Source organism: Pseudomonas sp. CHM02, from assembly GCF_000612585.1.
Classification (GTDB): Bacteria; Pseudomonadota; Gammaproteobacteria; order Pseudomonadales; family Pseudomonadaceae; genus Aquipseudomonas.
On the sequence record NZ_JFCA01000031.1, the window covers coordinates 76,091 to 97,181 of the forward strand.

At 61.6% G+C, this 21,091-nt stretch carries 24 protein-coding genes; 12 read left to right on the forward strand and 12 right to left on the reverse strand.

Annotation, left to right across the window (positions count from 1 at the left end):
- The first annotated feature begins 46 nt into the window (after window positions 1-46).
- The gene (locus BM70_RS0118965; RefSeq protein ID WP_025857440.1) at window positions 47-514 is read left to right on the forward strand and encodes a TIGR02444 family protein; all 468 of its coding nucleotides are present in this window, start codon (window positions 47-49) and stop codon (window positions 512-514) included.
- Here the strand turns inward: BM70_RS0118965 and BM70_RS32530 are convergent.
- A complete protein-coding gene (locus BM70_RS32530; protein WP_043274293.1) occupies window positions 511-1,725 on the reverse strand; it encodes an AlgP family protein in 1,215 nt (404 codons plus the stop codon). The two genes, BM70_RS0118965 and BM70_RS32530, sit on opposite strands and share 4 nt — an antisense overlap.
- Window positions 1,726-1,917: 192 nt before the next feature.
- Between BM70_RS32530 and BM70_RS0118980 the strand changes: the two genes are divergently transcribed.
- Window positions 1,918-2,595, forward strand: a complete 678-nt coding sequence (locus BM70_RS0118980; RefSeq protein ID WP_025857444.1) for an FKBP-type peptidyl-prolyl cis-trans isomerase — start codon at window positions 1,918-1,920, stop codon at window positions 2,593-2,595.
- Window positions 2,596-2,647: 52 nt separating this feature from the next.
- Here the strand turns inward: BM70_RS0118980 and BM70_RS0118985 are convergent, their stop codons facing one another.
- The 7 genes from BM70_RS0118985 to BM70_RS0119015 all read right to left on the reverse strand — a co-directional run bounded on the left by BM70_RS0118985 (window position 2,648) and on the right by BM70_RS0119015 (window position 9,031).
- Complete coding sequence (locus tag BM70_RS0118985; protein ID WP_025857445.1) at window positions 2,648-3,106, reverse strand: Rsd/AlgQ family anti-sigma factor; 459 nt, start codon at window positions 3,104-3,106, stop codon at window positions 2,648-2,650.
- 209 nt (window positions 3,107-3,315) lie between these two features.
- Entirely contained in the window at window positions 3,316-3,837 is a 522-nt protein-coding gene (locus BM70_RS0118990) for a disulfide bond formation protein B (RefSeq protein ID WP_025857446.1), read from the reverse strand.
- Between the two features lie 234 nt (window positions 3,838-4,071).
- Window positions 4,072-5,313 carry a heme biosynthesis protein HemY gene (locus BM70_RS0118995; protein WP_025857447.1) on the reverse strand — a complete coding sequence of 414 codons (1,242 nt, stop codon included), beginning with the start codon at window positions 5,311-5,313 and terminating at the stop codon, window positions 4,072-4,074.
- Between the two features lie 5 nt (window positions 5,314-5,318).
- Complete coding sequence (locus BM70_RS33660) at window positions 5,319-6,431, reverse strand: uroporphyrinogen-III C-methyltransferase (protein WP_025857448.1); 1,113 nt, start codon at window positions 6,429-6,431, stop codon at window positions 5,319-5,321.
- Between the two features lie 18 nt (window positions 6,432-6,449).
- Window positions 6,450-7,208 (reverse strand): uroporphyrinogen-III synthase, encoded by a 759-nt coding sequence (locus tag BM70_RS33665; RefSeq protein WP_025857449.1) that lies wholly within the window; start codon window positions 7,206-7,208, stop codon window positions 6,450-6,452.
- Entirely contained in the window at window positions 7,205-8,146 is a 942-nt protein-coding gene (gene hemC, locus BM70_RS0119010) for a hydroxymethylbilane synthase (RefSeq protein WP_025857450.1), read from the reverse strand. The genes BM70_RS33665 and hemC overlap by 4 nt, the downstream gene beginning before the upstream one ends.
- Before the next feature lie 138 nt (window positions 8,147-8,284).
- The gene (locus BM70_RS0119015; protein WP_025857451.1) at window positions 8,285-9,031 is read right to left on the reverse strand and encodes a LytTR family DNA-binding domain-containing protein; all 747 of its coding nucleotides are present in this window, start codon (window positions 9,029-9,031) and stop codon (window positions 8,285-8,287) included.
- A 505-nt stretch (window positions 9,032-9,536) separates the two neighbouring features.
- Here BM70_RS0119015 and argH point away from each other — a divergent pair.
- Window positions 9,537-10,931 carry an argininosuccinate lyase gene (gene argH / locus BM70_RS0119020; protein ID WP_024078056.1) on the forward strand — a complete coding sequence of 465 codons (1,395 nt, stop codon included), beginning with the start codon at window positions 9,537-9,539 and terminating at the stop codon, window positions 10,929-10,931.
- A gap of 103 nt (window positions 10,932-11,034) precedes the next feature.
- Here the strand turns inward: argH and BM70_RS0119025 are convergent, their stop codons facing one another.
- Complete coding sequence (locus BM70_RS0119025; protein ID WP_025857452.1) at window positions 11,035-11,694, reverse strand: glutathione S-transferase family protein; 660 nt, start codon at window positions 11,692-11,694, stop codon at window positions 11,035-11,037.
- A gap of 125 nt (window positions 11,695-11,819) precedes the next feature.
- Between BM70_RS0119025 and BM70_RS0119030 the strand changes: the two genes are divergently transcribed.
- The 3 genes from BM70_RS0119030 to BM70_RS0119040 all read left to right on the forward strand — a co-directional run bounded on the left by BM70_RS0119030 (window position 11,820) and on the right by BM70_RS0119040 (window position 15,464).
- Window positions 11,820-12,104, forward strand: coding sequence for a hypothetical protein (locus BM70_RS0119030; protein WP_010207441.1), 285 nt, complete (start codon window positions 11,820-11,822; stop codon window positions 12,102-12,104).
- A 96-nt stretch (window positions 12,105-12,200) separates the two neighbouring features.
- Window positions 12,201-12,455 carry a TIGR02647 family protein gene (locus tag BM70_RS0119035; protein WP_025857453.1) on the forward strand — a complete coding sequence of 85 codons (255 nt, stop codon included), beginning with the start codon at window positions 12,201-12,203 and terminating at the stop codon, window positions 12,453-12,455.
- Between the two features lie 168 nt (window positions 12,456-12,623).
- Window positions 12,624-15,464, forward strand: coding sequence for a class I adenylate cyclase (locus tag BM70_RS0119040; protein WP_025857454.1), 2,841 nt, complete (start codon window positions 12,624-12,626; stop codon window positions 15,462-15,464).
- Window positions 15,465-15,475: 11 nt separating this feature from the next.
- On the opposite strand, the gene rnk is transcribed toward BM70_RS0119040, so the two are convergent.
- The 3 genes from rnk to cyaY form a co-directional block, all read right to left on the reverse strand.
- Window positions 15,476-15,889, reverse strand: coding sequence for a nucleoside diphosphate kinase regulator (gene rnk, locus BM70_RS0119045; RefSeq protein WP_025857455.1), 414 nt, complete (start codon window positions 15,887-15,889; stop codon window positions 15,476-15,478).
- A 131-nt stretch (window positions 15,890-16,020) separates the two neighbouring features.
- Window positions 16,021-16,239 carry a DUF1289 domain-containing protein gene (locus BM70_RS32540; protein WP_081782097.1) on the reverse strand — a complete coding sequence of 73 codons (219 nt, stop codon included), beginning with the start codon at window positions 16,237-16,239 and terminating at the stop codon, window positions 16,021-16,023.
- Between the two features lie 2 nt (window positions 16,240-16,241).
- Window positions 16,242-16,574, reverse strand: coding sequence for an iron donor protein CyaY (cyaY, locus tag BM70_RS0119050; RefSeq protein ID WP_010207448.1), 333 nt, complete (start codon window positions 16,572-16,574; stop codon window positions 16,242-16,244).
- Window positions 16,575-16,812: 238 nt separating this feature from the next.
- On the opposite strand from cyaY, the gene BM70_RS32550 reads away from it, so the two are divergent.
- From BM70_RS32550 to BM70_RS0119080, 6 genes are all read left to right on the forward strand, one after another.
- On the forward strand, window positions 16,813-16,983 hold the full coding sequence (locus BM70_RS32550; protein ID WP_034110232.1) for a lipoprotein: 171 nt from the start codon (window positions 16,813-16,815) through the stop codon (window positions 16,981-16,983).
- A 9-nt stretch (window positions 16,984-16,992) separates the two neighbouring features.
- On the forward strand, window positions 16,993-18,240 hold the full coding sequence (lysA, locus tag BM70_RS0119060; RefSeq protein WP_025857456.1) for a diaminopimelate decarboxylase: 1,248 nt from the start codon (window positions 16,993-16,995) through the stop codon (window positions 18,238-18,240).
- 3 nt (window positions 18,241-18,243) lie between these two features.
- A complete protein-coding gene (dapF, locus tag BM70_RS0119065) occupies window positions 18,244-19,074 on the forward strand; it encodes a diaminopimelate epimerase (protein ID WP_025857457.1) in 831 nt (276 codons plus the stop codon).
- Between the two features lie 13 nt (window positions 19,075-19,087).
- On the forward strand, window positions 19,088-19,804 hold the full coding sequence (locus BM70_RS0119070; RefSeq protein ID WP_025857458.1) for a DUF484 family protein: 717 nt from the start codon (window positions 19,088-19,090) through the stop codon (window positions 19,802-19,804).
- Window positions 19,805-19,806: 2 nt separating this feature from the next.
- Complete coding sequence (xerC, locus tag BM70_RS0119075; RefSeq protein WP_025857459.1) at window positions 19,807-20,706, forward strand: tyrosine recombinase XerC; 900 nt, start codon at window positions 19,807-19,809, stop codon at window positions 20,704-20,706.
- The coding region (locus BM70_RS0119080) for an HAD family hydrolase (protein ID WP_025857460.1) at window positions 20,703-21,091 on the forward strand (389 nt) is incomplete at its 3' end. The genes xerC and BM70_RS0119080, both read left to right, overlap by 4 nt.

A 21,091-nucleotide genomic window follows, 5' to 3' on the forward strand; every position in this document is an offset into this window, starting at 1 on the left:
GCGGCGGAGTCTACCAGCTTCGTTGGCCGCTGGCTTGGGTGTGAATATGTACGCTGACCTGTGGAGCTTTGCCCTCTCGACTTACGCCCGCTCAGGCGTCGAAGCCGCTTGCCTGCGTTTGCAGGAGCAAGGAGCGGATGTGTGCCTGTTGCTGTGTGGCGCGTGGCTGGAGCAGCGCGCAGTGACCGCGACGGCCGAGCGTATACAAGCACTGAAACAGATTGCCAGGCCTTGGCAGACACAGGTGATCGAACCGTTACGACAAGTACGCACGCAATGGCGCGCCATGGCTCAGCAGGATGAGGCTCTGGCGAGTTTACGCGAACGGGTCAAGGCCCTGGAGCTGGACGCCGAACGGCAACTGCTCACGCGACTGGAAGCGCTGGCACAAACGTGGCCGACAGACAATGCGATGGACTCACGATTGTGGTTGGAAGGTCTGGCGACTGAGGATGCCGCCAACCTTGACCACGACGCGCTGCAGCAGCTGCGCGCCGGGGTCACCAACACTTAGGAAGCGCTGGTTGGGGCGGTGCTTGGCGCTACCGGAGCAGGCGTGCTGCTGGCCGGCGCAGTTGGAGCGGTGGACGCTGCCGGGGCGGCAGCAGGTGTTGCTGGCTTGGCCTGTGCTGGTTTTGCGGCAGCTGGCTTGGCAACGGCTGGCTTTGCAGCAGCAGGTTTAGCAGCTGGCTTGGCGGCTGGTTTTGCAGCAACAGGTTTGGCGGCCGGCTTGGCGGCTGGTTTTGCAGCAGCAGGTTTGGCGGCCGGCTTGGCAGCTGGTTTTGCAGCAGCAGGTTTGGCAACTGGCTTGGCGGCTGGTTTTGCAGCAGCAGGTTTGGCAACTGGCTTGGCGGCTGGTTTTGCAGCAGTAGGTTTGGCCGCTGGCTTGGCGGCTGGTTTTGCAGCAGCAGGTTTGGCCGCTGGCTTGGCGGCTGGTTTTGCAGCAGCGGTTTTAGCCGCTGGCTTAGCAGCCGGTTTCGCAGCAGCCGTTTTGGCAACTGGCTTGGCGGCTGGTTTTGCAGCAGCGGTTTTAGCCGCTGGCTTAGCAGCCGGTTTCGCAGCAGCCGTTTTGGCAACTGGCTTGGCGGCTGGTTTTGCAGCAGCGGTTTTAGCCGCTGGCTTGACGGCCGGTTTTGCAGCAGCAGTTTTAGCCGCTGGCTTGGCGGCTGGTTTCGCAGCAGCGGTTTTAGCCGCTGGCTTAGCAGCCGGTTTTGCAGCAGCAGTTTTGGCAGCAGGTTTTGCTGCGGCTTTAGCCGGTGCCTTGGCAGCAACCGCTTTGCTCGCGGGCTTCTTCGCCGAGCTCGCTGCAACAGCTTTTGCAGGGGTACGAGCGCCCAGCACTTTAGCCACGGCTTCTTTCACACGACCAACGCCCTGGGCCAGTTTCAGGCTTTCCTGAGCATCTTTTTTGAGTTGGGAAATGTAGGCGCGGGTTTCAGCTTGGCGATCCTTGAGGGCGTCCAGCAGGTCCTCAAGCTCTTTGACAGCATCTTTGGCTTTGGCTTGAGCCTTGGCCTTGCCGGCAGTGGCGGCGTCTTGCAGTTTGGTGCGGGATTTGTGCAGCTTCTCTTGCGCTTTACCGCGTTGTTTTTCCAGCTTGGCGAGCAGTTTTTCTGCATCGGCCAACGCTTGGGAACAGGCGCTTTCCAGATGTTCGAGCAAGCTGCCCGAAAGTTGTTGGAGTAAATGCAACGGGGTATTAACAGGCTTCTGTTTGGCCGACATGGTTTACCTCCTGGCTGACGTGGGTGCGGCTCATACTAGCCCTCTGCTCTTACCGCCGCTAGGGCATGTTGACAGTATCGTTTGCCTTGCGTTGCACCGTGCGAAAATTCTTATCGTTATAACGAAAATACGCGGCACTTTTTACCCACTCACACTGGCATAATCCGTCGCACTTTCGGCGGGAGAATGCCCATGTCGCGTTACCTTTTTCTTGTGCTTGGCCTGGCGATTTCGGTGGCCAATGCGAGCGAGCAATCGCCGCCCAAAACCATCGAGCAAAACCAGCACGACCTTGCCTACAGCCTGGGCGCGAGCCTCGGTGAACGCTTGCGCCAGGAGGTTCCCGACCTGCAGATCCAGGCGTTGATCGACGGCCTCAAGCAGGCGTATCAGGGCAAGCCGCTGGCGCTGGACAACGCCCGCATCGAACAGATTCTTGCCCAGCACGAAGCACAGAGCGAAGCCGATGCGCAGGCACCTCAAAGCGAAAAAGCACTCGCGGCCGAACAACAATTCCTGAGCAAGGAAAAAGCCGAAAAAGGCGTGCGCGAATTGGCGGATGGCATCTTGCTCACCGAACTCAGCCCAGGCACTGGCGACAAGCCGACCACCAGCGATCAGGTGCAAGTGAAGTACGTGGGACGGTTGCCAGACGGCACGGTGTTCGACCAGAGCACGCAGCCCCAATGGTTTCGTCTGGATAGCGTGATCAGCGGCTGGAGCAGCGCACTGCAGCAGATGCCCGTGGGAGCGAAATGGCGCCTGGTGATTCCATCAGCCCAGGCTTATGGCGCCGACGGTGCCGGCGAGTTGATTCCGCCCTACGCACCCCTGGTGTTCGAGATCGAATTGCTCGGCATTCGACACTGAGGCAATAAAAAACGGTGCGTCATGCGCACCGTTTTTGTCTCATCGCCAAGGTTCAGGCCTGGATAGCAGCGTCTTCCTTATGAGCGGTGTGCAGCACTTCGATCAAGCAATCTTCCAGCTCGAAACGCTCATGGAGCAGACCTCCGAGCTCCTTGAATTTTTCAGCAACACACTTACCTTCATCACACAAATCGTTGAAGGCCAGCAGCTTCTCGGTGATCACGTCAATACGCGGGTAAATGGTATCGGCCAACTCCAAGCCGCGCTGGTCATTGAAGGCCTTCGCTTCGCCGGTCAGTTGCTCGTAGATTTCAAAATGACCGGCAGAAACGTAATCCACCAAAGCCCCGCAGAACTCTTGCAATGGCTTGTGGTTCTTAGCCAGCGCCTCGGGCTTGGCGCCGAGAGCATCAAAGGCCCGAACCAGTTCGTGACGTGCCTTCAGCCAGCTGTCGATCAGCTTGTGCACCCCACCCCAGCGTTCCTGAGCATTCTGACAACTTTCCAGCATGATGATCTCTCTTCCCTATAGGGGCGCTGCCGCCTGGTGCCCGCGCAACACTTCAAGGATAAAGCAGCAGCCGGACAAGGCCACCTCTGACAAACGGTTTCATTAACACGTGCGGGCCAGATTATGCCCGCATGACTATGGCTTCAAGGTACGCAGGAGAGAAAGTTCATACAAGTGTTTAATCCCGTCCTACAAACTGCGACTGACCTTCAGTGCCTCGCCGGGCGCAAACGTTGGCTCAAGAACAACCGTGAAAACTGCATGGCACCCAGGATCAACATCCCGACGAAAAACAGCAGGCTCCACTCCGGCAAGCTCAAGTCAAACAGCGTCCAGTTGATCTCCACGCAGTCGACGGTACCTTTGACGGTCAATTGCAGGGCCTGCCAGAACGACAGGTTTTCGATCATGTAGTGCAGGCTGGGCCAGCAATCGGTCGCCTGGTCCGGTGCGGCGTTTTGTAGCAATACCTGGCGCACGGCGGTGAAGGCACCAAGCAACGCGAAGCCCATGCTTGCCACGCCGTACAGGCAGACAGCCGAACGCTTGGAGTTATGCAGGGCAGCGACCAGGTTGATCACTGTGAAAGCGGCCAGGAACACCCGTTGCATCTGGCACAGGAAGCAAGGACGCAGCGAGACGCCGAACTCAAGGTAAAAGGACGCACCCAATGTCAGCGCACCTGCCAGGAACGCAAGAAAAAACAATGAGCGTGAGGGGGCCAAAGACATGCTTTATCCGCGTCGCGAAAGATAGGTCGCTACGGTAGATGAAAGGCCTGACCGCTTTCAATACGTGCTGGAGCAGACGATTCCGCGAGAGAGCAAGGACTTCCCGCCTGAAGATGGAAGACCTTGGGCAATCCAGCGTCGGACTTTGCCCACAAGCGCCCTGAACCCGTCTTTTTGAAGACACAAGGGTCGGCTACCAGACAGGTCTGGGCCAACCCTCGCCCGTGTCCCAATTCAAACGCGAGCCGGGACAGGCAGCGGTGATGCCAACAGACGGTTATCCAGCAGCCCCAGCCCTTCCTGGAACAGTTGGTTGCTGCGCTCGGTGTCACCCAACTGGGCCAACAAGCGCGCCAATTCGGCACAGGCCTCGGGATTGCGCTGCACTTGCAGACTGCTTTCCAGGTAATCCCGCGCCTTGCCCCACAGACTGTTTTGCAGGCACAGGCGTCCCAGCGTCAGCAGCAGGCTGGCATCGCCCGGATGATCCTTGAGCCACCCCTCGGCAAACTTCAATTGCCGGGCCGGATCACTGCCGCGCAACAGGCCGTAGAGCCGGATCAGGTGGCTGTCGTAGCCACGCTTGATCGCTCCACGCAGCGCTTCCTCAGCCTTGGCATCGGCCCCCAACTGGCGCAGTTGCTCGGCGTAGGCCAGGACCAACTGAGGCTCCTGGCGCTGGGCGGAAGTCAGTTGCTGCCAGGCCCGCTCAAGGGACTGCAAGCCTGCTTCGCCCTGCTCTTCGCGTTGGGCGGCGAGGCTGAGGTTCTCACCCCAGGCACGGCGCTCAAGCTCGGCGAGTTCGCTGGCGGGCAGTACTTTGTCCTTGCGCAATTCGGGCAGCAGGCGGATCACCGCCGACCAATCACCGCGCTGCTGGTGCAGGCGCTGCAGTTGACGCAAGACCTGCGCGTTATGGGGATGGCGCTCGTGCATCGCCTGCAAGGTGGTCAGTGCGCCGTCAGTGTCGCCGCGGTCCAGTTGCAATTGCGCATGGCTCAAGGCAACCGCGAGCTCGGCCTGGGGCTGACGCTCCAGGGCGCGCTCCAGCAAGCCGTCGGACTCTTCGTAACGTCCTTGCTCATTCGCGGCACGGGCGGCGCCGAGGTAGTACAGCAGTGGCTGACGCTCGGCTTCGGCGGCACGGTGCAGATGGCGCTCGGCGCTGGCCCAACGGCCTTCGGCAAGGTCCATCTGGCCTTGCTCGATGGCGATCTGCACACGGCGGCTGCGGTTACGCCGCGACCACGGGTTGACCACGCCACCGGACGTGGTGACCAGGCTCAACAGCACACGGATCAGGTAGATCGCCAAACCGAGCGCAAATACCGCTACCACCGTCGCCCACAGGCTTGACTCATAATGCAGTACATGAGGGTAGGTAATCAGCACGTAGCCGGTGTGTTTCGAAATGCCTACAGCCAGTGCCAGCGCGACTGCAATCGCCAGCACCAGGATCACATAGAAACGTTTCATCGGCTCTACTCCTGCTTCGCCGGCGTTGCCGCCGCCTTGGCTTCGTCGGCAGACAGATGACGACGCTCAAGGTACGCCTGCACGGCAGCCAGGCTCGCGGCCAAGTCCGGCGTTACCACCGACACCGCCTTGGGCTCGAGCTCGGCGATGCGCGCCAGCATCGCTTTGCTCTGTGGGTTGTCCGGGTTGAAGTTGTCCTGCAACACACTGCGCGCCTCGCCCAGGGAGCGGCTGTAGACGGCCGACTCGCCATTGAGCGCCGCCCACTGTGCTTGCTCCAGTGCCAGGCTCAGGGCCAGGCGCACCTGGTTCAGGCCTTGGCCGGCCAGCAGCGGACGGATGTTGTCGTCGGGGTTGAAGTCGATGCGGAAGTAACGGGAAATCTGCTCCCACCACTGGCTCCAGCGGCTCTCCGTATCGGTAGTCGGGCGCCCACCGGAAGCAGGCTCGGTCAGCTGATACTCTGGGGCAATGGCCGACAGTTGCACGACCTGGTCACGCAAAGCTGCCAATTGCAGGTAGAGCCCGGTGCGGTCCGGCTGCTCGGTGCTGCGCAGCGCGGCAAGGCTCTTGGCCAATTGCTCGCGGGCGGCGTAGGAGCCTGGATCACTTTGCTCGCGAAGAATCTCGTCGGCGCCCTGGACCAGCGCCTGTGCGCTGTTGATATCTTGCAGCGCGGACAGGCGCAGGCTCGCCAGACGAATCAAGTGCTCGGCCTCGGCCAGGCGCCAATCCTTGCGGCTGGACCCCAGTACGGTTTCCAGGCGCTGGCTCAGTTGCTGCTGATCACCCTGCAACTGGGCCACCAGACGACGACGCTCCTCCAGCTCATCCGCACCCGGCAGCTGCGCCAGGCGTGCAGCCAGTTGTTGCTGGCTTTGCTTGAGGGACTGGGACTGGTCATCGAGGGTCTGCACTTGGCCCAACTGTTGTTGGCTGCTGGCTTGCAGGGCACGGACCTGCCAGATCCCCCAACCGCCGGCGGCAACACCGGCGGCGCCGAGCAGCAAGGCGACGATTGCCAGGCCATTGCCACGGCGCGGCGCGGTGACCGGTGACTCAACCGGCGCATCAAGTGCGGGTTGGGCTTCATCTTTAGGCAAGGCTGTTTCGCTCACGTATCCGTCCTTTGCGTATCAGAGAGTGGGAACGGTATAGCTCCGTATCGCCACTAACAAAGCCGCGGCACTCGCACCGCGACAATCCACAACTTTTTCTGCGCCAGCGGCCCGCGCCATTTCCTGGATTCGCGGGCTCGGCACGAACAACGGTAGCTGTGCCACCTGTGGCCAATCGGCTCCGGCCAGGGCCTGCAGGTGCAAAAAACCCTGCCCACTGCTGACCACCAGGCCGTTCAAGCGTTCCAACTGGATGCGTTGCACCAGCACACCGGCGTCGTAGGCCGGAAGAAAACGGCGATACAACTCCAGATAATCGACACTAGCACCTTGCTCACGCAAACGCTCCGCCAGCAGCTCACGACCGCCCTCGCCGCGCAGGATCAATACCCGGGCACCGGGGCGTGCGATAGCCTCGCGCAACGCAGGCAATTGAAGCAAGGCCTCGCTGTCATCGCCAGTCGGTGGGTAGTGAACGTTGAGGCCGTGATCAGCCAGGACCTGCGCGGTGGCGGCGCCGACACTGAACCACGGCAGTTGCTTCCCCGCCCGCCCCAGCTGCTGCACGGCCAGGCGCGCGGCAGGTTTGCTGACGACGATCACCGCACAGTAGCGGTCCAGACCACAGAAGACGGCCTGCTGTTCAGGGGTGACAGGCAGCGGCTCAATGTCCAGCAGCGGCAAACTGCTGCTGAAAATACCCGCTTCGGACAACGTGGCCGCCAGGGCCATCGATTCCTCGGCTGGCCTCGTCAGCAGCACGCGCCATTCGGTCACTGCGGACCGGCCTCGCCGTAGACTTTTTGCAGAATGGCGCCGGCGCCCTTCTCCAGCAGCGCTTCAGCCACCTGGATACCCAGGGCCGTAGCGTCGCGCTGCGGACCACGAACCTCGGCGGTCAGCAGCGTGCCGCCTTCCGGGTCCCCAACCAAGCCACGCAACCACAGGTTGTCACCTTCGAGCACGGCGTAGCAGGCGATCGGCACCTGGCAGCCACCATTGAGGTGCTTGTTCAGGGCACGCTCGGCCGTGACGCGCACCTCGGTGTCGTGGTGATCCAAGGGTTTGAGCAGGGCGTGGATTTCAGGGTCGGCGGTACGGCATTCAATGCCAACGGCGCCCTGCCCACCCGCGGGCAGGCTGTCCTCGACGCTGATGGCCGAGGTGATACGGTCTTCGAAACCCAGACGGATCAGGCCGGCCGCCGCGAGAATGATCGCGTCATATTCGCCCGCGTCGAGCTTCGCCAAACGGGTGTTGACGTTGCCGCGCAGGAAGCGGATCTGCAAGTCCGGGCGGCGGGTCAACAGCTGTGCCTGGCGGCGCAGGCTCGACGTACCGACGATGCTGCCCAGGGGCAGCTCATCCAAAGAGGCATACGTGTTGGAAACGAAGGCATCACGCGGGTCTTCGCGCTCACAGATGCAAAACAGGCCCAGGCCTTCAGGGAAGTCCATGGGCACGTCTTTCATCGAATGCACGGCGATGTCAGCTTCGTTTTCGAGCAGTGCGGTTTCCAGTTCCTTGACGAACAACCCCTTGCCGCCGATCTTCGACAGTGGCGAGTCGAGCAGCTTGTCGCCGCGACTGACCATGGGCACCAGGGTCACCGTGAGACCAGGATGGGCCTGCTCCAGACGTGCTTTGACGTATTCGGCCTGCCACAAGGCCAAGGCGCTTTTACGGGTGGCGATGCGGATTTCGCGAGAGGACATGGATCAATCCGTACTGAATAGATACGGCAGATAATAACAGCTCAGGCAAATACGCTTTGATTTGAATCAGCAAGTGCGGGGCCTCCCTGGCCACGTCGCACCGGGATAAGGAATGCAGGCCGCGCCACAGCCCCTGGGCTAAAGCTGCTGCATCATCTTGCGCACGCCCGCGACATGCCGTCGGCTGACGATCAATGCGTCGCCGTTAAGGCCTTTCAGGAAGAGCTGAAAGTGCCCCAGGGGCGTGCGCTGAAGGCGTTCGATACGCTCGCGGGCCACCAGCGCGTTGCGGTGGATACGCACGAAGCGGTCGCCGAATTCATCTTCAAGGGCCTTGAGCGGTTCGTCGAGCAGCACTTCGCCGCCCTGGTGACGCAGGGTCACGTACTTGTGATCGGCAATAAAATAGACCACCTCGCCCAGCGGGATAAGTTCGATGCCTTTGCGTGTGCGGGCACTGATATGGCTGCGCGGCCCGTTACCACTTTGGGCAGCCGGCTGAGTCAGCGCGGCGAGCTGGACACGGGTCGGGCGCTCGGCCTTTTTTAGGGCCTTGAGCACTGCCTCGCCGGCCACCGGTTTGATGAGGAAGCTGACACCGCTGGCTTCCAGCGTCTCCGCGGAAAACTCTTCACCGGTTGCGCAAAACACCACGGCGGGTGGCGACTCGCGCTCGCTCAGTCGGGCGGCAACTTGCAGGCCGTCGAGGCCCGGCATACGGATATCGAGCAGCACCACATCCGGCTTGAGGCTGTCGATCAACGTCAACGCCTCTTCGCCCGTGGTGGCGCTCGGTTCTAATACTGCGTAACCCTCGAGTTCACTGACCAAACGGCTCAGTCGCTCGCGGGCTTGGGGTTCGTCATCAACGATCAGGACATTCATATTGCGCTGGATTCCTGCGTGAGTCTCGCACAAGGATAGCGTAGACAGGTGCGGTGACTTGCGTCACAGCGATCCACGCTAAGACTAGCGCGAGCGGCAAAAAGTGCCCTGAGAATGGCACCCATATTTACCCGGACCTGTTCAATAGCGCCCAAGACCTGCTGCCTTCGGGCATCGTCGTAGGGTTTGCTGATACACAATCCGAATACCCCCCTTTTTTAATGGATAGTCTGGGCTCTGACCGCATCACCCGACTTTGGTGCATTCACACACTATCAGTCCAACTGTAGACGCTCACTGAGCCGACATTGCTCAATCGTCAAATATCGTTTCAATAAGCCCCTGTACCCAGTCTCGTCCCGGACGCGATCGGCGGCAAGGCACTTAGCCATCCTTTGCACAAATAAAAATGCCGACGACCCGCAGCACCGCCTCCACGGGCAACCCTGTTATTATCGCCGGCACACTTCCATGCCTCTTTATTAAGCAGATCACGAGCGAATCCATGAGCACCGACAAGACCAACCAGTCCTGGGGCGGCCGCTTCAGTGAACCCGTCGACGCCTTCGTCGCCCGCTTCACCGCCTCCGTCACCTTCGACCAGCGCCTGTACCGCCACGACATCATGGGTTCCATTGCCCACGCGACGATGCTGGCCAAGGTCGGCGTGCTGACCGACGCCGAGCGCGACAGCATCATCGACGGCCTGACCACTATCCGTGGCGAGATCGAAGCCGGCACGTTCGACTGGCGCGTCGACCTGGAAGACGTGCACATGAACATCGAAGCGCGCCTCACCGACCGCATCGGCGTGACTGGCAAAAAGCTGCACACTGGCCGCAGCCGTAACGACCAGGTGGCCACCGACATTCGCCTGTGGCTGCGTGACGAGATCGACCTGATCCTCGCCGAAATCACCCGCCTGCAAAAAGGTTTGCTGGAGCAGGCCGAGCGTGAATCGGACACCATCATGCCCGGCTTCACTCACCTGCAGACCGCGCAACCGGTGACCTTCGGCCACCACCTGCTGGCCTGGTTCGAAATGCTCAGCCGCGACTACGAGCGCCTGGTGGACTGCCGCAAGCGCGCCAACCGCATGCCATTGGGCAGCGCCGCACTGGCCGGCACCACGTACCCGATCGACCGCGAGTACACCGCACAATTGCTGGGCTTCGATGCCGTGGGCGGCAACTCGCTGGATGGTGTGTCGGACCGTGACTTCGCCATCGAATTCTGCGCTGCCGCCAGCATCGCCATGATGCACCTGTCGCGTTTCTCCGAAGAGTTGGTGCTGTGGACCAGCGCGCAATTCCAGTTCATCGACCTGCCGGACCGCTTCTGCACCGGCAGCTCGATCATGCCGCAAAAGAAAAACCCCGACGTGCCCGAACTGGTTCGCGGCAAGAGCGGCCGCGTGTTCGGTGCCCTGATGGGCCTGCTGACCCTGATGAAAGGCCAACCCCTGGCCTACAACAAGGACAACCAGGAAGACAAGGAACCGCTGTTCGACGCCGCCGACACCCTGCGCGACTCGTTGCGCGCGTTTGCCGACATGATCCCGGCGATCAAGCCCAAGCACGCGATCATGCGTGAAGCGGCCCTGCGTGGGTTCTCCACCGCGACCGACCTGGCGGACTACCTGGTACGCCGTGGCCTGCCGTTCCGCGACTGCCACGAAATCGTCGGCCACGCCGTGAAGTACGGCGTGGACACCGGCAAGGACCTGGCGGAAATGAGCCTGGAAGAACTGCGTCAGTTCAGCGACCAGATCGAGCAGGACGTGTTTGCCGTGCTGACCCTGGAAGGTTCGGTGAATGCCCGTAACCACGTGGGCGGTACTGCGCCGGCACAGGTGAAGGCTGCGGTGGTACGTGGCCAGGCCCTGCTCGCCAGCCGCTGATCCCCTTGTAGGAGCCGGCTTGCCGGCGATGAAGCCCCTGAGATCCCACCTGATCTTGAGGACGCCATCGCCGGCAAGCCGGCTCCTACAGGTTTGATTGTCGCTATTTTTTTGCTGCAATCATCGCCATAAAGGCCGGCATCGCTGCCTCTCTGTCCGCCGCCACTTTCTGAGCGTTGGGCATGGCATGTAACCTTTCCAGCAACGCCTTGGCCGCTGGCATTTCAGCCAGCAGATCCAGGCCGAACAGCTTCTCGCCCACCGCACAGGCGAGGTTCACGCTGTACATGAAATACAGATCGGCAATGGTGAAGCTCTCGCCCGCCACATAGGGCGCGAACTTGCCGTGCCTGCCCAACGAACCGAACCCCAGCAGCAACTCGGCCTTGGACTTTTCCTTGATTGCCTCCGCTACCGGCATGCCAAAGAACGCCTCGGCAAAACACGCACGGGCAGGCAACTCGATGTACAGCTCGATTTCCCGGCACAGCGCCAACACCTGCGCACGCTGGAACGGCTCGGCCGGGAGCAGCGCCGGCCCTTCCTGGGTGTGCTCGATGTATTCGAGGATCACGCTGGTCTCGTTGATAAAGCCCTGCTTCACCCTCAACACCGGCACCTTGCCTCGCGGACTCACAGCCAGGGCTTCAGGGGTTTGCCCGGCATAAAAGGGCACCTCTTCGAACGGCAGCCCTTTCTCCAGCAGCGCCAGCTTGACCATGTTGTAGTAGTTGCTGACCGAGAATCCGTAGAGCTTGAGCATGACTGTGCCTCCAGGCCGGGAATGGGGTTGGCTGCGACTGTTATAGATCCCGACGCCCGCCCTGACCAGCAGCATCACCCGCCTGAATGGGGGTAGACTGGCGTCCTTTCCTTGAGGAGCCTGCCATGAGCGAGCCGACCGATATCGACAATGACGAAGAAGAATTCGCCGAAACCACGCTGATCGAAGCGATCGAAAACCAGATCGAAAGCGAAAACCCGCCAGCGGCCAAGGCCACGTTCAACAAGCTGACCCTGGTGGGTTACGAGCGCGAAGAGATCCTGCAACTGATGGCTCACGTGCTGGCTGTCGAGATCGACGCACTGTTGGAAGAGGACCGCGCCTTCAATACCGAATGGTATGAAACTGCACTGCGCGCCCTGCCGGAACTGCCGCCCGAAAAACAATAATTCCGGGGCGCAGTAACACGCTGGACAGTTCGGCAAAGTGCGTTCACCTTATGGCCTGCTAGCCTCTAATAAATTCTTAGAAAGTCTGGAGTCCTTATGTCGTATACCCCTGAGTTGGTTGCCGAACTGGAAATCCTTGCACTCTTCAACCTGGGCAGCTCCCAGGAAGGTCTGAAAGTCCACCAGACCGCTGCTCCCACTGCCATCGCCGCCGCCAAGCGCCTGCATGCAAAAGGGCTTATCGACCAACCCGACGGAGGCTACCTGACCAGCCTTGGCCGGGACGCTGCCGAGCAAGCACAAACCCTGCTGACCATCCTGACCACCGCCAGCACCAAAGAAGCGGCCTGATACCTGTTACCGCCCATGGAGTCCGCTACGTGCGGATTCCTGGGGCGTCGCTGTGCAACAGCGAAAATTCTGACGTCAAAAACCATTTCCCTCTAAACCTCCTAAGCTACTGGCTGTAAACTCCCACACGGCCGCCCACGTCGGGCCCTGCGAGCCACCGACTTCGACATGACCCGCACCCATGAAATCCGCCCCGACCTGGACGAAGGCATCGACCGCAAGGTGCTGGCCCAGTTGCGCGCGCGCTTCATGGCCCTCAACGAAGGGCGTATGGCACGGGCCGTCGAGGGGCTGACGCCGCGCCAGCAAAGCGTGTTGAACCTGGTGCCGCTGTTCTTCCACGTCAACCACCCGTTGCTGCCCGGCTATGTGTCGGGCAGCACGCCGGCCGGCCTGTCGAATTTCGAACCCGACACCCAGGCCCTGACCGAAGCCCAGCGCCTGACTCGCTCGTTTTCCTACAAACCGCGCCACGGCAACCCGCCGCGACCGATCCACGGTCTGTTCCTGATGGGCAGCCTTGGCACCCTGGCCCAGGCCGACCAGAGCGACATGGACGTGTGGGTCTGTCATGCCGCGGACCTGAGTGAGAATGAGCTGGCCGAACTGCGCAAGAAATGCCAGTTGCTGGAAGCCTGGGCCCTGAGCATGGGCGCAGAGGCGCATTTCTTCCTGATCGAGCCGACACGCTTTGTGCTCGGTGAGCGCGACACGCAACTGAGCTCCGACGACTGCGGCACCACCCAGCATTACCTGCTGCTGGATGAGTTCTACCGCACCGCTATCTGGCTGGCCGGGCGTACACCGATCTGGTGGCTGGTGCCGGTGTATGAAGAGACCCGCTATGCAGAGTTCACCCACACGCTGATTTCCAAGCGCTTTATCCGCGCCGATGAAACCCTGGACCTTGGCCATCTGGCGCGCATCCCCCCAGGCGAATTCATCGGCGCCGGGCTGTGGCAACTGTTCAAGGGCATCGAGTCGCCCTACAAATCCGTGCTCAAGCTGCTGCTGACCGAGGTCTACGCCAGCGAACACCCCAACGTGCACTGCCTGAGCCTGCGCTTCAAGCGCGCGGTATTCGCCAACCAGGTGGACCTGGATGAGCTGGACCCTTACATCGTGGTGTACCGCCGCATCGAGGAGTACCTCAAGGCCCGCAACGAGTTCGAGCGCCTGGAGTTGGTACGGCGCGCGCTGTACCTGAAGGTCAATCGCAAGCTCAGCGGCGGCCAACGCACTACCAGCTGGCAACGACTGCTGCTGGAGCGCCTGGCCCACGAATGGGGCTGGGACCAGCGCCAATTGGCGCTGCTGGACAGCCGTAGCCAATGGAAGGTGCGCCAGGTGGCCTCCGAGCGCCGGGCGCTGGTCAGCGAGCTCAATTACAGTTATCGCTTCCTGACCCAGTTCGCCCGCACCGAACAGACCGTCAGCCTGATCAACAAGCGCGACCTCAATGTCCTGGGCCGGCGCCTGTACGCCGCCTTCGAGCGCAAGGCTGGCAAAGTCGAGTTCATCAACCCCGGCATCGCCCCGGACCTGGCCGAAGACACCCTGACCCTGGTGCAATCGCCCAACCGCAAGGAACCGGGCCAGCATCACTGGGGCCTGTACAACGGTAGCCTGACGGCCCTGGAATGGGAGCACTTTGCGCCGATCAAGCGCAGCCGAGACCTGCTGGAGATGCTGACCTGGTGCCATCGCAACGGCGTGATCGACAGCAGCACGCGCCTGGCCTTGCACCCCGGCACCAGCGACATGACCGAATTCGAGCTGTTCAACCTGCTCGGCAGCCTGCAACAGACCATCGCCCTACCGTTGGCCAGCGTGGACGAAGACCGCCTGCTGCGCTCGGCAGTGCCCGAGGAAGTGCTACTGCTGATCAATGTCGGCATCGACCCGCTCAAGCACCACCGCGACCTGAATATCCTGATGACCACCGAACGCACCGACTCCCTGAGTTATGCCGGTGTACGCGACAACCTGGTGCTGACGCTGGACCAGGTCACGCTCAATAGCTGGAACGAGGTGATGGTCAGCCGCTACGACGGCCCTCACGCCCTGCTCGACTGCCTGCGCGACTACCTCAACCAGTTGCCGTCGGACCACCTGCCCCGGCTACGAGTGCGCTGTTTCTGTCACAACCGTGCGCAGTTCATTGCCCAGCGCGTGGAAGAAATCTTCGACACCGCGCAAAACCTGCTGCTGGGCCAGGGTAATCACCGCTATCTGCTCCAGGTGCAGCAGCACTATCACGTAATGGAACTGATGCCGGGCCAGACCACCCATGTGCCACTACCGACCCAGGATGAGCTGATCGCCTACCTCAGCGAAGAACTGGCCAGCTACAGCCCGCTGCATCTGGACGCCATGGCCCTGGAAGACCACGACCTGGCCCTGCTGCTGCCGATGGGCATGGCCGATTGCGTGCAGGTGTTCTACCGGGTCAGTGAAGGCTTCGCCGAGCTGTATGTGCTGGATGAATTCAACGCGCTCTGGCAGCAACGCGTACCGTTTCATGATGAACAGAGCCTGCTGGCGCCCTTGCAGCGCTTTCTGCAATCGATCCTCTATCGCCGGGATGCGCTGTCGCCGCTGGATCCCCAGGAGCCGCTGAGCGCAGTGCAAATCCTGTATTACCAGCTATTGCCGTCGGGCAGCGGTCGCGCGCGCGGCGTCGAATCTCGGCCAGCCCCCTTGAATCCGGCGAACAAACCGTTTTATGACGTACAGGCGATTATCGGCAAGGCAGCGCCGGGCCAAGTGGGGATTACCCTGTATTGCAATCAGCGGGAGTTTTCCGAACTGGAATTTGGCGACCAGCTGTTTGCAGTGGTCGCCCAGGAAATCGTCGGGCAACGCCGGGAAGCCGAGCGTTACCGCTGCTACATCACCGACCTCGACCTCTCCGGCCTGCTCGGCGATGTGCAAAGCCCGAGCAACCTGTACCTGCGCTACAAGGCCGAACTGGAGCTGTCGCTCAACGAGGCGCTGAGCCAGATTTAAAGCGGCTCTTGTTACATGGAGAATGCGCCGCCGTCCTTGGGCTGACCTTCAACGCTGAGCAACTCCAGCTTGAGGGTCTTGCCGCCAGGTGCCGGCCAGTCGATGTGCTGGCCAACCTGCAGGCCCAGCAAGGCGCTGCCCACCGGCGCCAGGATCGAGATCTTGCCTTCGTCGGCATTGGCATCTTTCGGGTAGACCAGGGTCAAGTGGTAGTCCTTGCCACTGCCTTGCTCACGGCAATGCACGCTGGAGTTCATGGTCACGACACCCGCAGGCACTTCATCGTGACCAACCACGTCTTCGGCGCGGTCGAGTTCGGCTTGCAATGCTTCGACGCCGGGAGATTCGTCGCCCAGGCGGTCGATCAGTTGCTCCAGACGCTGCACGTCAAGACGGGTGAGAATGATGGACGGTGCGGTGGTCATGATTCAGGCAGACTCCTTTTTTCTGCACAAAAAAGCAAAACCCCGCCAGAAAAAGGCGGGGTTCTCACGGGCCTCGATGAGTTGAGGCGTACCCGGACACTACCACAGCGTCACAAATAAACAAGACGGCCTCAGGCGTGCGCCCGGCGCTGATCGGCCTCGGCACAGATCACTCGGCGCCGGGCATCGTCGGCAGAGCGCCATTCACGGATATCTTCCACGTGGCGGAAGCAGCCGAGGCAGACTTTCTGTTCGTCCAGACGACACAAACTGATACAAGGTGACGGCACCGCCGGGCTGACATTACTGAACAGCGGCTTCGGCGGACGGACAGGTGCAGGCTGGGTCACGGTCAAATCTCGTCGAAATCCAGCTCGGCGCCGGCTTGTTCCAGGACCAGCCGCGCGAGCATTTCACTGAGCAGCTCATCGCTGGTATCGCACTGCCAATTGTTGTCTTCTTCGTTGTAATCGAAGTGAAAACCACCGGAACGTGCAGCCAGCCACAGCTGACGCAACGGCTCCTGGCGACTGAAGATCAGTTGAGTGCCGTTCTCGAACTTGACGGTCAGCACGCCGGCCGAGTTTTCCAGGTCCACGTCCAGGCCGCTGTCGTCGAAAATATCTTCCAGCGCCTGCTGGGTCGAATCCACCAGGTCGTGAAAACGGGCTTCGGTCAAACTCATTGTGGCAACCTCAAAAGTGTCTGGTTTTGCTCAAGCGCCGCACGATACGGGCGAGCCCCGCCGATTGCAAAGGATACCGATTTCAACACGATTGACGGCGTGAAATATCCTCAACCAGCGTAGTCCGCTTCCCGCCTATCTCGGCAAACCCCCGCCGGACGGGTATTCCAGCGCATAGGCAAGCTGGCGGGTGGTCGGTATACTCGGGCGCAATTAATGCATATTCAAGGATTTCGCCATGAAGCGCCTGATCTCTTCCCTTGCTGCGCTCGTCGCGGTCGCTTGCCTCGTTAGTGCCTGTGGTCAAAAAGGCCCGCTGTACCTGCCCGATGACAGCAAAGACCCGAATGAACAGGCGCAATCGTCGCAGAAGCCAGCCAAAGCGCATAAGCACGACACCTACGAATAAGGGAACTCCATGGACGCTTTTAACTACCGGGACGGCGAGCTGTTCGCGGAAGGCGTGGCGTTGTCCGCGATTGCCGAGCGCTTCGGCACCCCGACCTATGTGTATTCCCGTGCGCATATCGAAGCCCAGTACCGCTCATTCACCGACGCACTCGACGGTGTGCCGCACCTGGTGTGCTACGCGGTCAAGGCCAACTCCAACCTGGGTGTACTGAATGTCCTGGCGCGCCTCGGCGCTGGTTTCGACATCGTCTCCCGTGGCGAGCTGGAACGTGTACTGGCTGCTGGCGGCAAGGCTGACAAGATCGTGTTCTCCGGCGTCGGCAAGACCCGCGAAGACATGCGCCGTGCCCTGGAAGTCGGCGTGCATTGCTTCAACATCGAATCCACCGACGAACTCGAACGCCTGCAAGTCGTGGCCGCCGAGATGGGCGTTCGCGCGCCGATCTCCCTGCGCGTCAACCCGGACGTCGACGCCGGCACCCACCCGTACATTTCCACCGGTCTCAAAGAGAACAAGTTCGGCATCGCCATTGCCGACGCCGAAGACGTGTACATCCGCGCCGCGCAACTGCCGAACCTGGAAGTGCTGGGCGTCGACTGCCATATCGGCTCGCAACTGACCAGCCTGCTACCGTTCCTGGATGCACTCGATCGCCTGCTGGCACTGATCGATCGCCTCGGCGAATGCGGCATCTACCTGCACCACATCGACCTCGGTGGCGGCGTGGGCGTGCGCTACCGCGATGAAGAGCCGCCGCTGATTGCCGACTATATCCAGGCTGTGCGCGAGCGCATCGAAGGCCGCGACCTGACGCTGATGTTCGAGCCAGGCCGCTATATCGTCGCCAACGCGGGCGTGCTGCTGACCCAGGTCGAGTACCTCAAGCACACCGAGCACAAGGATTTCGCCATCGTCGACGCGGCGATGAACGACCTGATCCGCCCGGCGCTGTACCAGGCCTGGATGAATGTCACCGCCGTGACGCCTCGCGCCAGCGAAGCGCGCGCCTACGACATCGTCGGCCCGATCTGCGAGACCGGCGACTTCCTGGCCAAGGATCGTCAGCTGGCCCTGGAAGAAGGCGATCTGCTGGCCGTGCATTCGGCCGGTGCCTACGGGTTTGTCATGAGTTCCAACTACAACACCCGCGGGCGTACCGCCGAGGTGCTGGTGGACGGTGATCAAGCGTTTGAAGTGCGTCGCCGCGAGACGGTAGCCGAGTTGTATGCTGGCGAAAGCCTGCTGCCGGAGTAAGCCATGCTGCTGCGTTTTACCAAGATGCACGGACTGGGCAATGATTTCATGGTCCTCGACCTGGTCAGCCAGCACGCGCATATCCTGCCCAAACACGCTAAACAGTGGGGCGATCGTCACACCGGCATTGGTTTCGACCAATTGCTGATCGTCGAGGCACCGAGCAACCCGGAGGTGGATTTCCGTTACCGGATCTTCAACTCCGATGGTTCCGAAGTGGAACAGTGCGGCAACGGTGCGCGCTGCTTTGCGCGCTTTGTGCTGGACAAGCGCCTGACCGCCAAGCGGCAGATCCGCGTCGAGACCAAGAGCGGCGTGATCGAACTGGATATCCGCAACGACGGCCAGATCAGCGTGAACATGGGCGAGCCACGTCTGGTGCCGGCGGATATTCCGTTCCAGGCCACCGAGCAGGCTGCCAGCTATGCGCTGGACGTCGACGGCAAGACCGTCGACATCGCGGCCGTGTCCATGGGCAACCCCCACGCGGTGCTGCGGGTCAACGACATCAACAACGCGCCCGTGCATGAATTGGGGCCGAAGATCGAACACCACCCGCGCTTTCCGGCACGGGTCAACGTGGGCTTCCTGCAGGTGATCGACCGTTCCCGCGCGCAATTGCGTGTGTGGGAACGCGGCGCCGGCGAAACCCAGGCCTGCGGCACCGGCGCTTGCGCCGCTGCCGTGGCCGCGATCAGCCAGGGGTGGATGGATTCGCCACTGCTGATCGACCTGCCCGGCGGACGTTTGTCCATCGAGTGGGCAGGCCCTGGCCACCCGGTGATGATGACCGGGCCGGCCTCGCGCGTATACGAAGGACAGGTCCGTCTATGAGTGAGTCAAGCCAATGACCGATAAGCCTCAAGTACCCGCACAAGCTACCCCGAGCGACAGTCTGGAGGCCGCTGCTGTCGCGGCGTACCTTGAGGCTAATCCGGACTTTTTCGTCGAGCACGAAGAGCTGCTGCCGGCCCTGCGCATCCCGCACCAGCGTGGCGACACCGTATCGCTGGTGGAGCGGCAGATGAAGATCCTGCGCGAGCGCAATATCGAAATGCGTCACAAGCTCTCGCACCTGATGGACGTCGCACGCGACAACGACCGCCTGTTCGAGAAAACCCGTCGCCTGATTCTGACCCTGATGGACGCCACCAGCCTGGAAGAAACGGTGATCGCCGTGGAAGACAGCCTGCGCCAGGACTTCCAGGTGCCGTTCGTGAGCCTGATCCTGTTCAGCGACAACCCGATGCCGGTGGGTCGCTGGGTCAGTGGCAGCGACGCACAAACCGCCATCGGCGGGCTGCTGTCCGAAGGCAAGACCATCAGCGGCACCTTGCGTGAACACGAGCTGGATTTCCTGTTTGGCGCCGAACAGCGCAAGCAGATCGGCTCCACCGCCGTGGTTGCCCTCAGCCATCAAGGCCTGCACGGCGTGCTGGCTATCGCCAGCCGCGACCCTCAGCACTACAAGAGCTCGGTAGGCACCCTGTTCCTGACCTACATCGCCGAAGTGCTGGGCCGCGTCTTGCCGCGCTTCACCACCGCCCTGCGCGCGGTGCGCTAGCCATGGAACGGCAACTGGACGCTTACTGCGCTCACCTGCGCAACGAGCGCCAGGTGTCGCCCCACACCCTGGAAGCCTACCGCCGGGACCTGAACAAGGTCCTGGCGTACTGCGAAAAACAACAGATCAGCAGCTGGAAGGCCCTGGATATCCAGAGCCTGCGCAGCCTGATCGCGCGCCTGCACCAGGCCGGCCAATCCTCGCGCAGCCTGTCACGCCTGCTCTCGGCGGTGCGCGGGCTTTATCACTACCTGAACCGTGAAGGCCTCTGCGACCACGACCCGGCCAATGGCCTGTCGCCGCCCAAGGGCGAGCGGCGCCTGCCCAAGACACTGGACACTGACCGCGCCCTGCAACTGCTGGATGGCGCCGTCGAGGACGATTTCCTGGCTCATCGCGACCAGGCGATCCTTGAACTGTTCTATTCCTCGGGTCTGCGCTTGTCCGAGCTGACCGGCCTGAATCTCGATCAACTGGACCTGGCGGATGGCCTGGTGCAAGTGCTCGGCAAGGGCAGCAAGACCCGCGTCCTACCGGTGGGCCGTAAAGCGCGGGAAGCCCTGCAGTTGTGGCTGCCGCTGCGCCTGCTGAGCAACCCGGCGGATGACGCGGTGTTTGTCAGCCAGCAAGGCCGGCGCCTGGGGCCACGGGCGATTCAGGTACGGGTCAAGGCCGCCGGTGAGCGCGAGCTGGGGCAGAACCTGCACCCACACATGCTGCGACACTCCTTTGCCAGCCATATGCTGGAATCATCCCAGGACCTGCGTGCGGTTCAGGAGCTGCTCGGCCACTCCGACATCAAGACCACACAGATCTACACCCATCTGGACTTCCAGCACCTGGCAACGGTGTACGACAGCGCCCATCCACGGGCCAAACGCATCAAGGGCGGCGACTCATGAGTATCAAGCTGATCACCTTCGACCTGGACGACACGCTCTGGGACAACGTACCCGTCATCATCAGCGCCGAAGCGTCGATGCGCGAATGGCTGACGCTTAACGCTGCCAAGGTTGGCGATTTGCCGCTGGAGCATTTCGCCAGCCTTCGCCAACAGGTATTGGAGCGCCATCCCGAGCTGAAACACCGCATCAGCATCCTGCGCCACCGGGTGTTGATGCATGCGTTTGAAGAGGCCGGCTATCCACAGCCTGAAGCCACGGAAATGGCGGATGTGTGCTTCGAAGCATTCATCCACGCGCGCCACCAGCTCACCCCGTTTCCCGAAGCCGAACCTATGCTCCAGGCGCTGCGTCAGCACTTCCTGCTGGGTGTCATCACCAACGG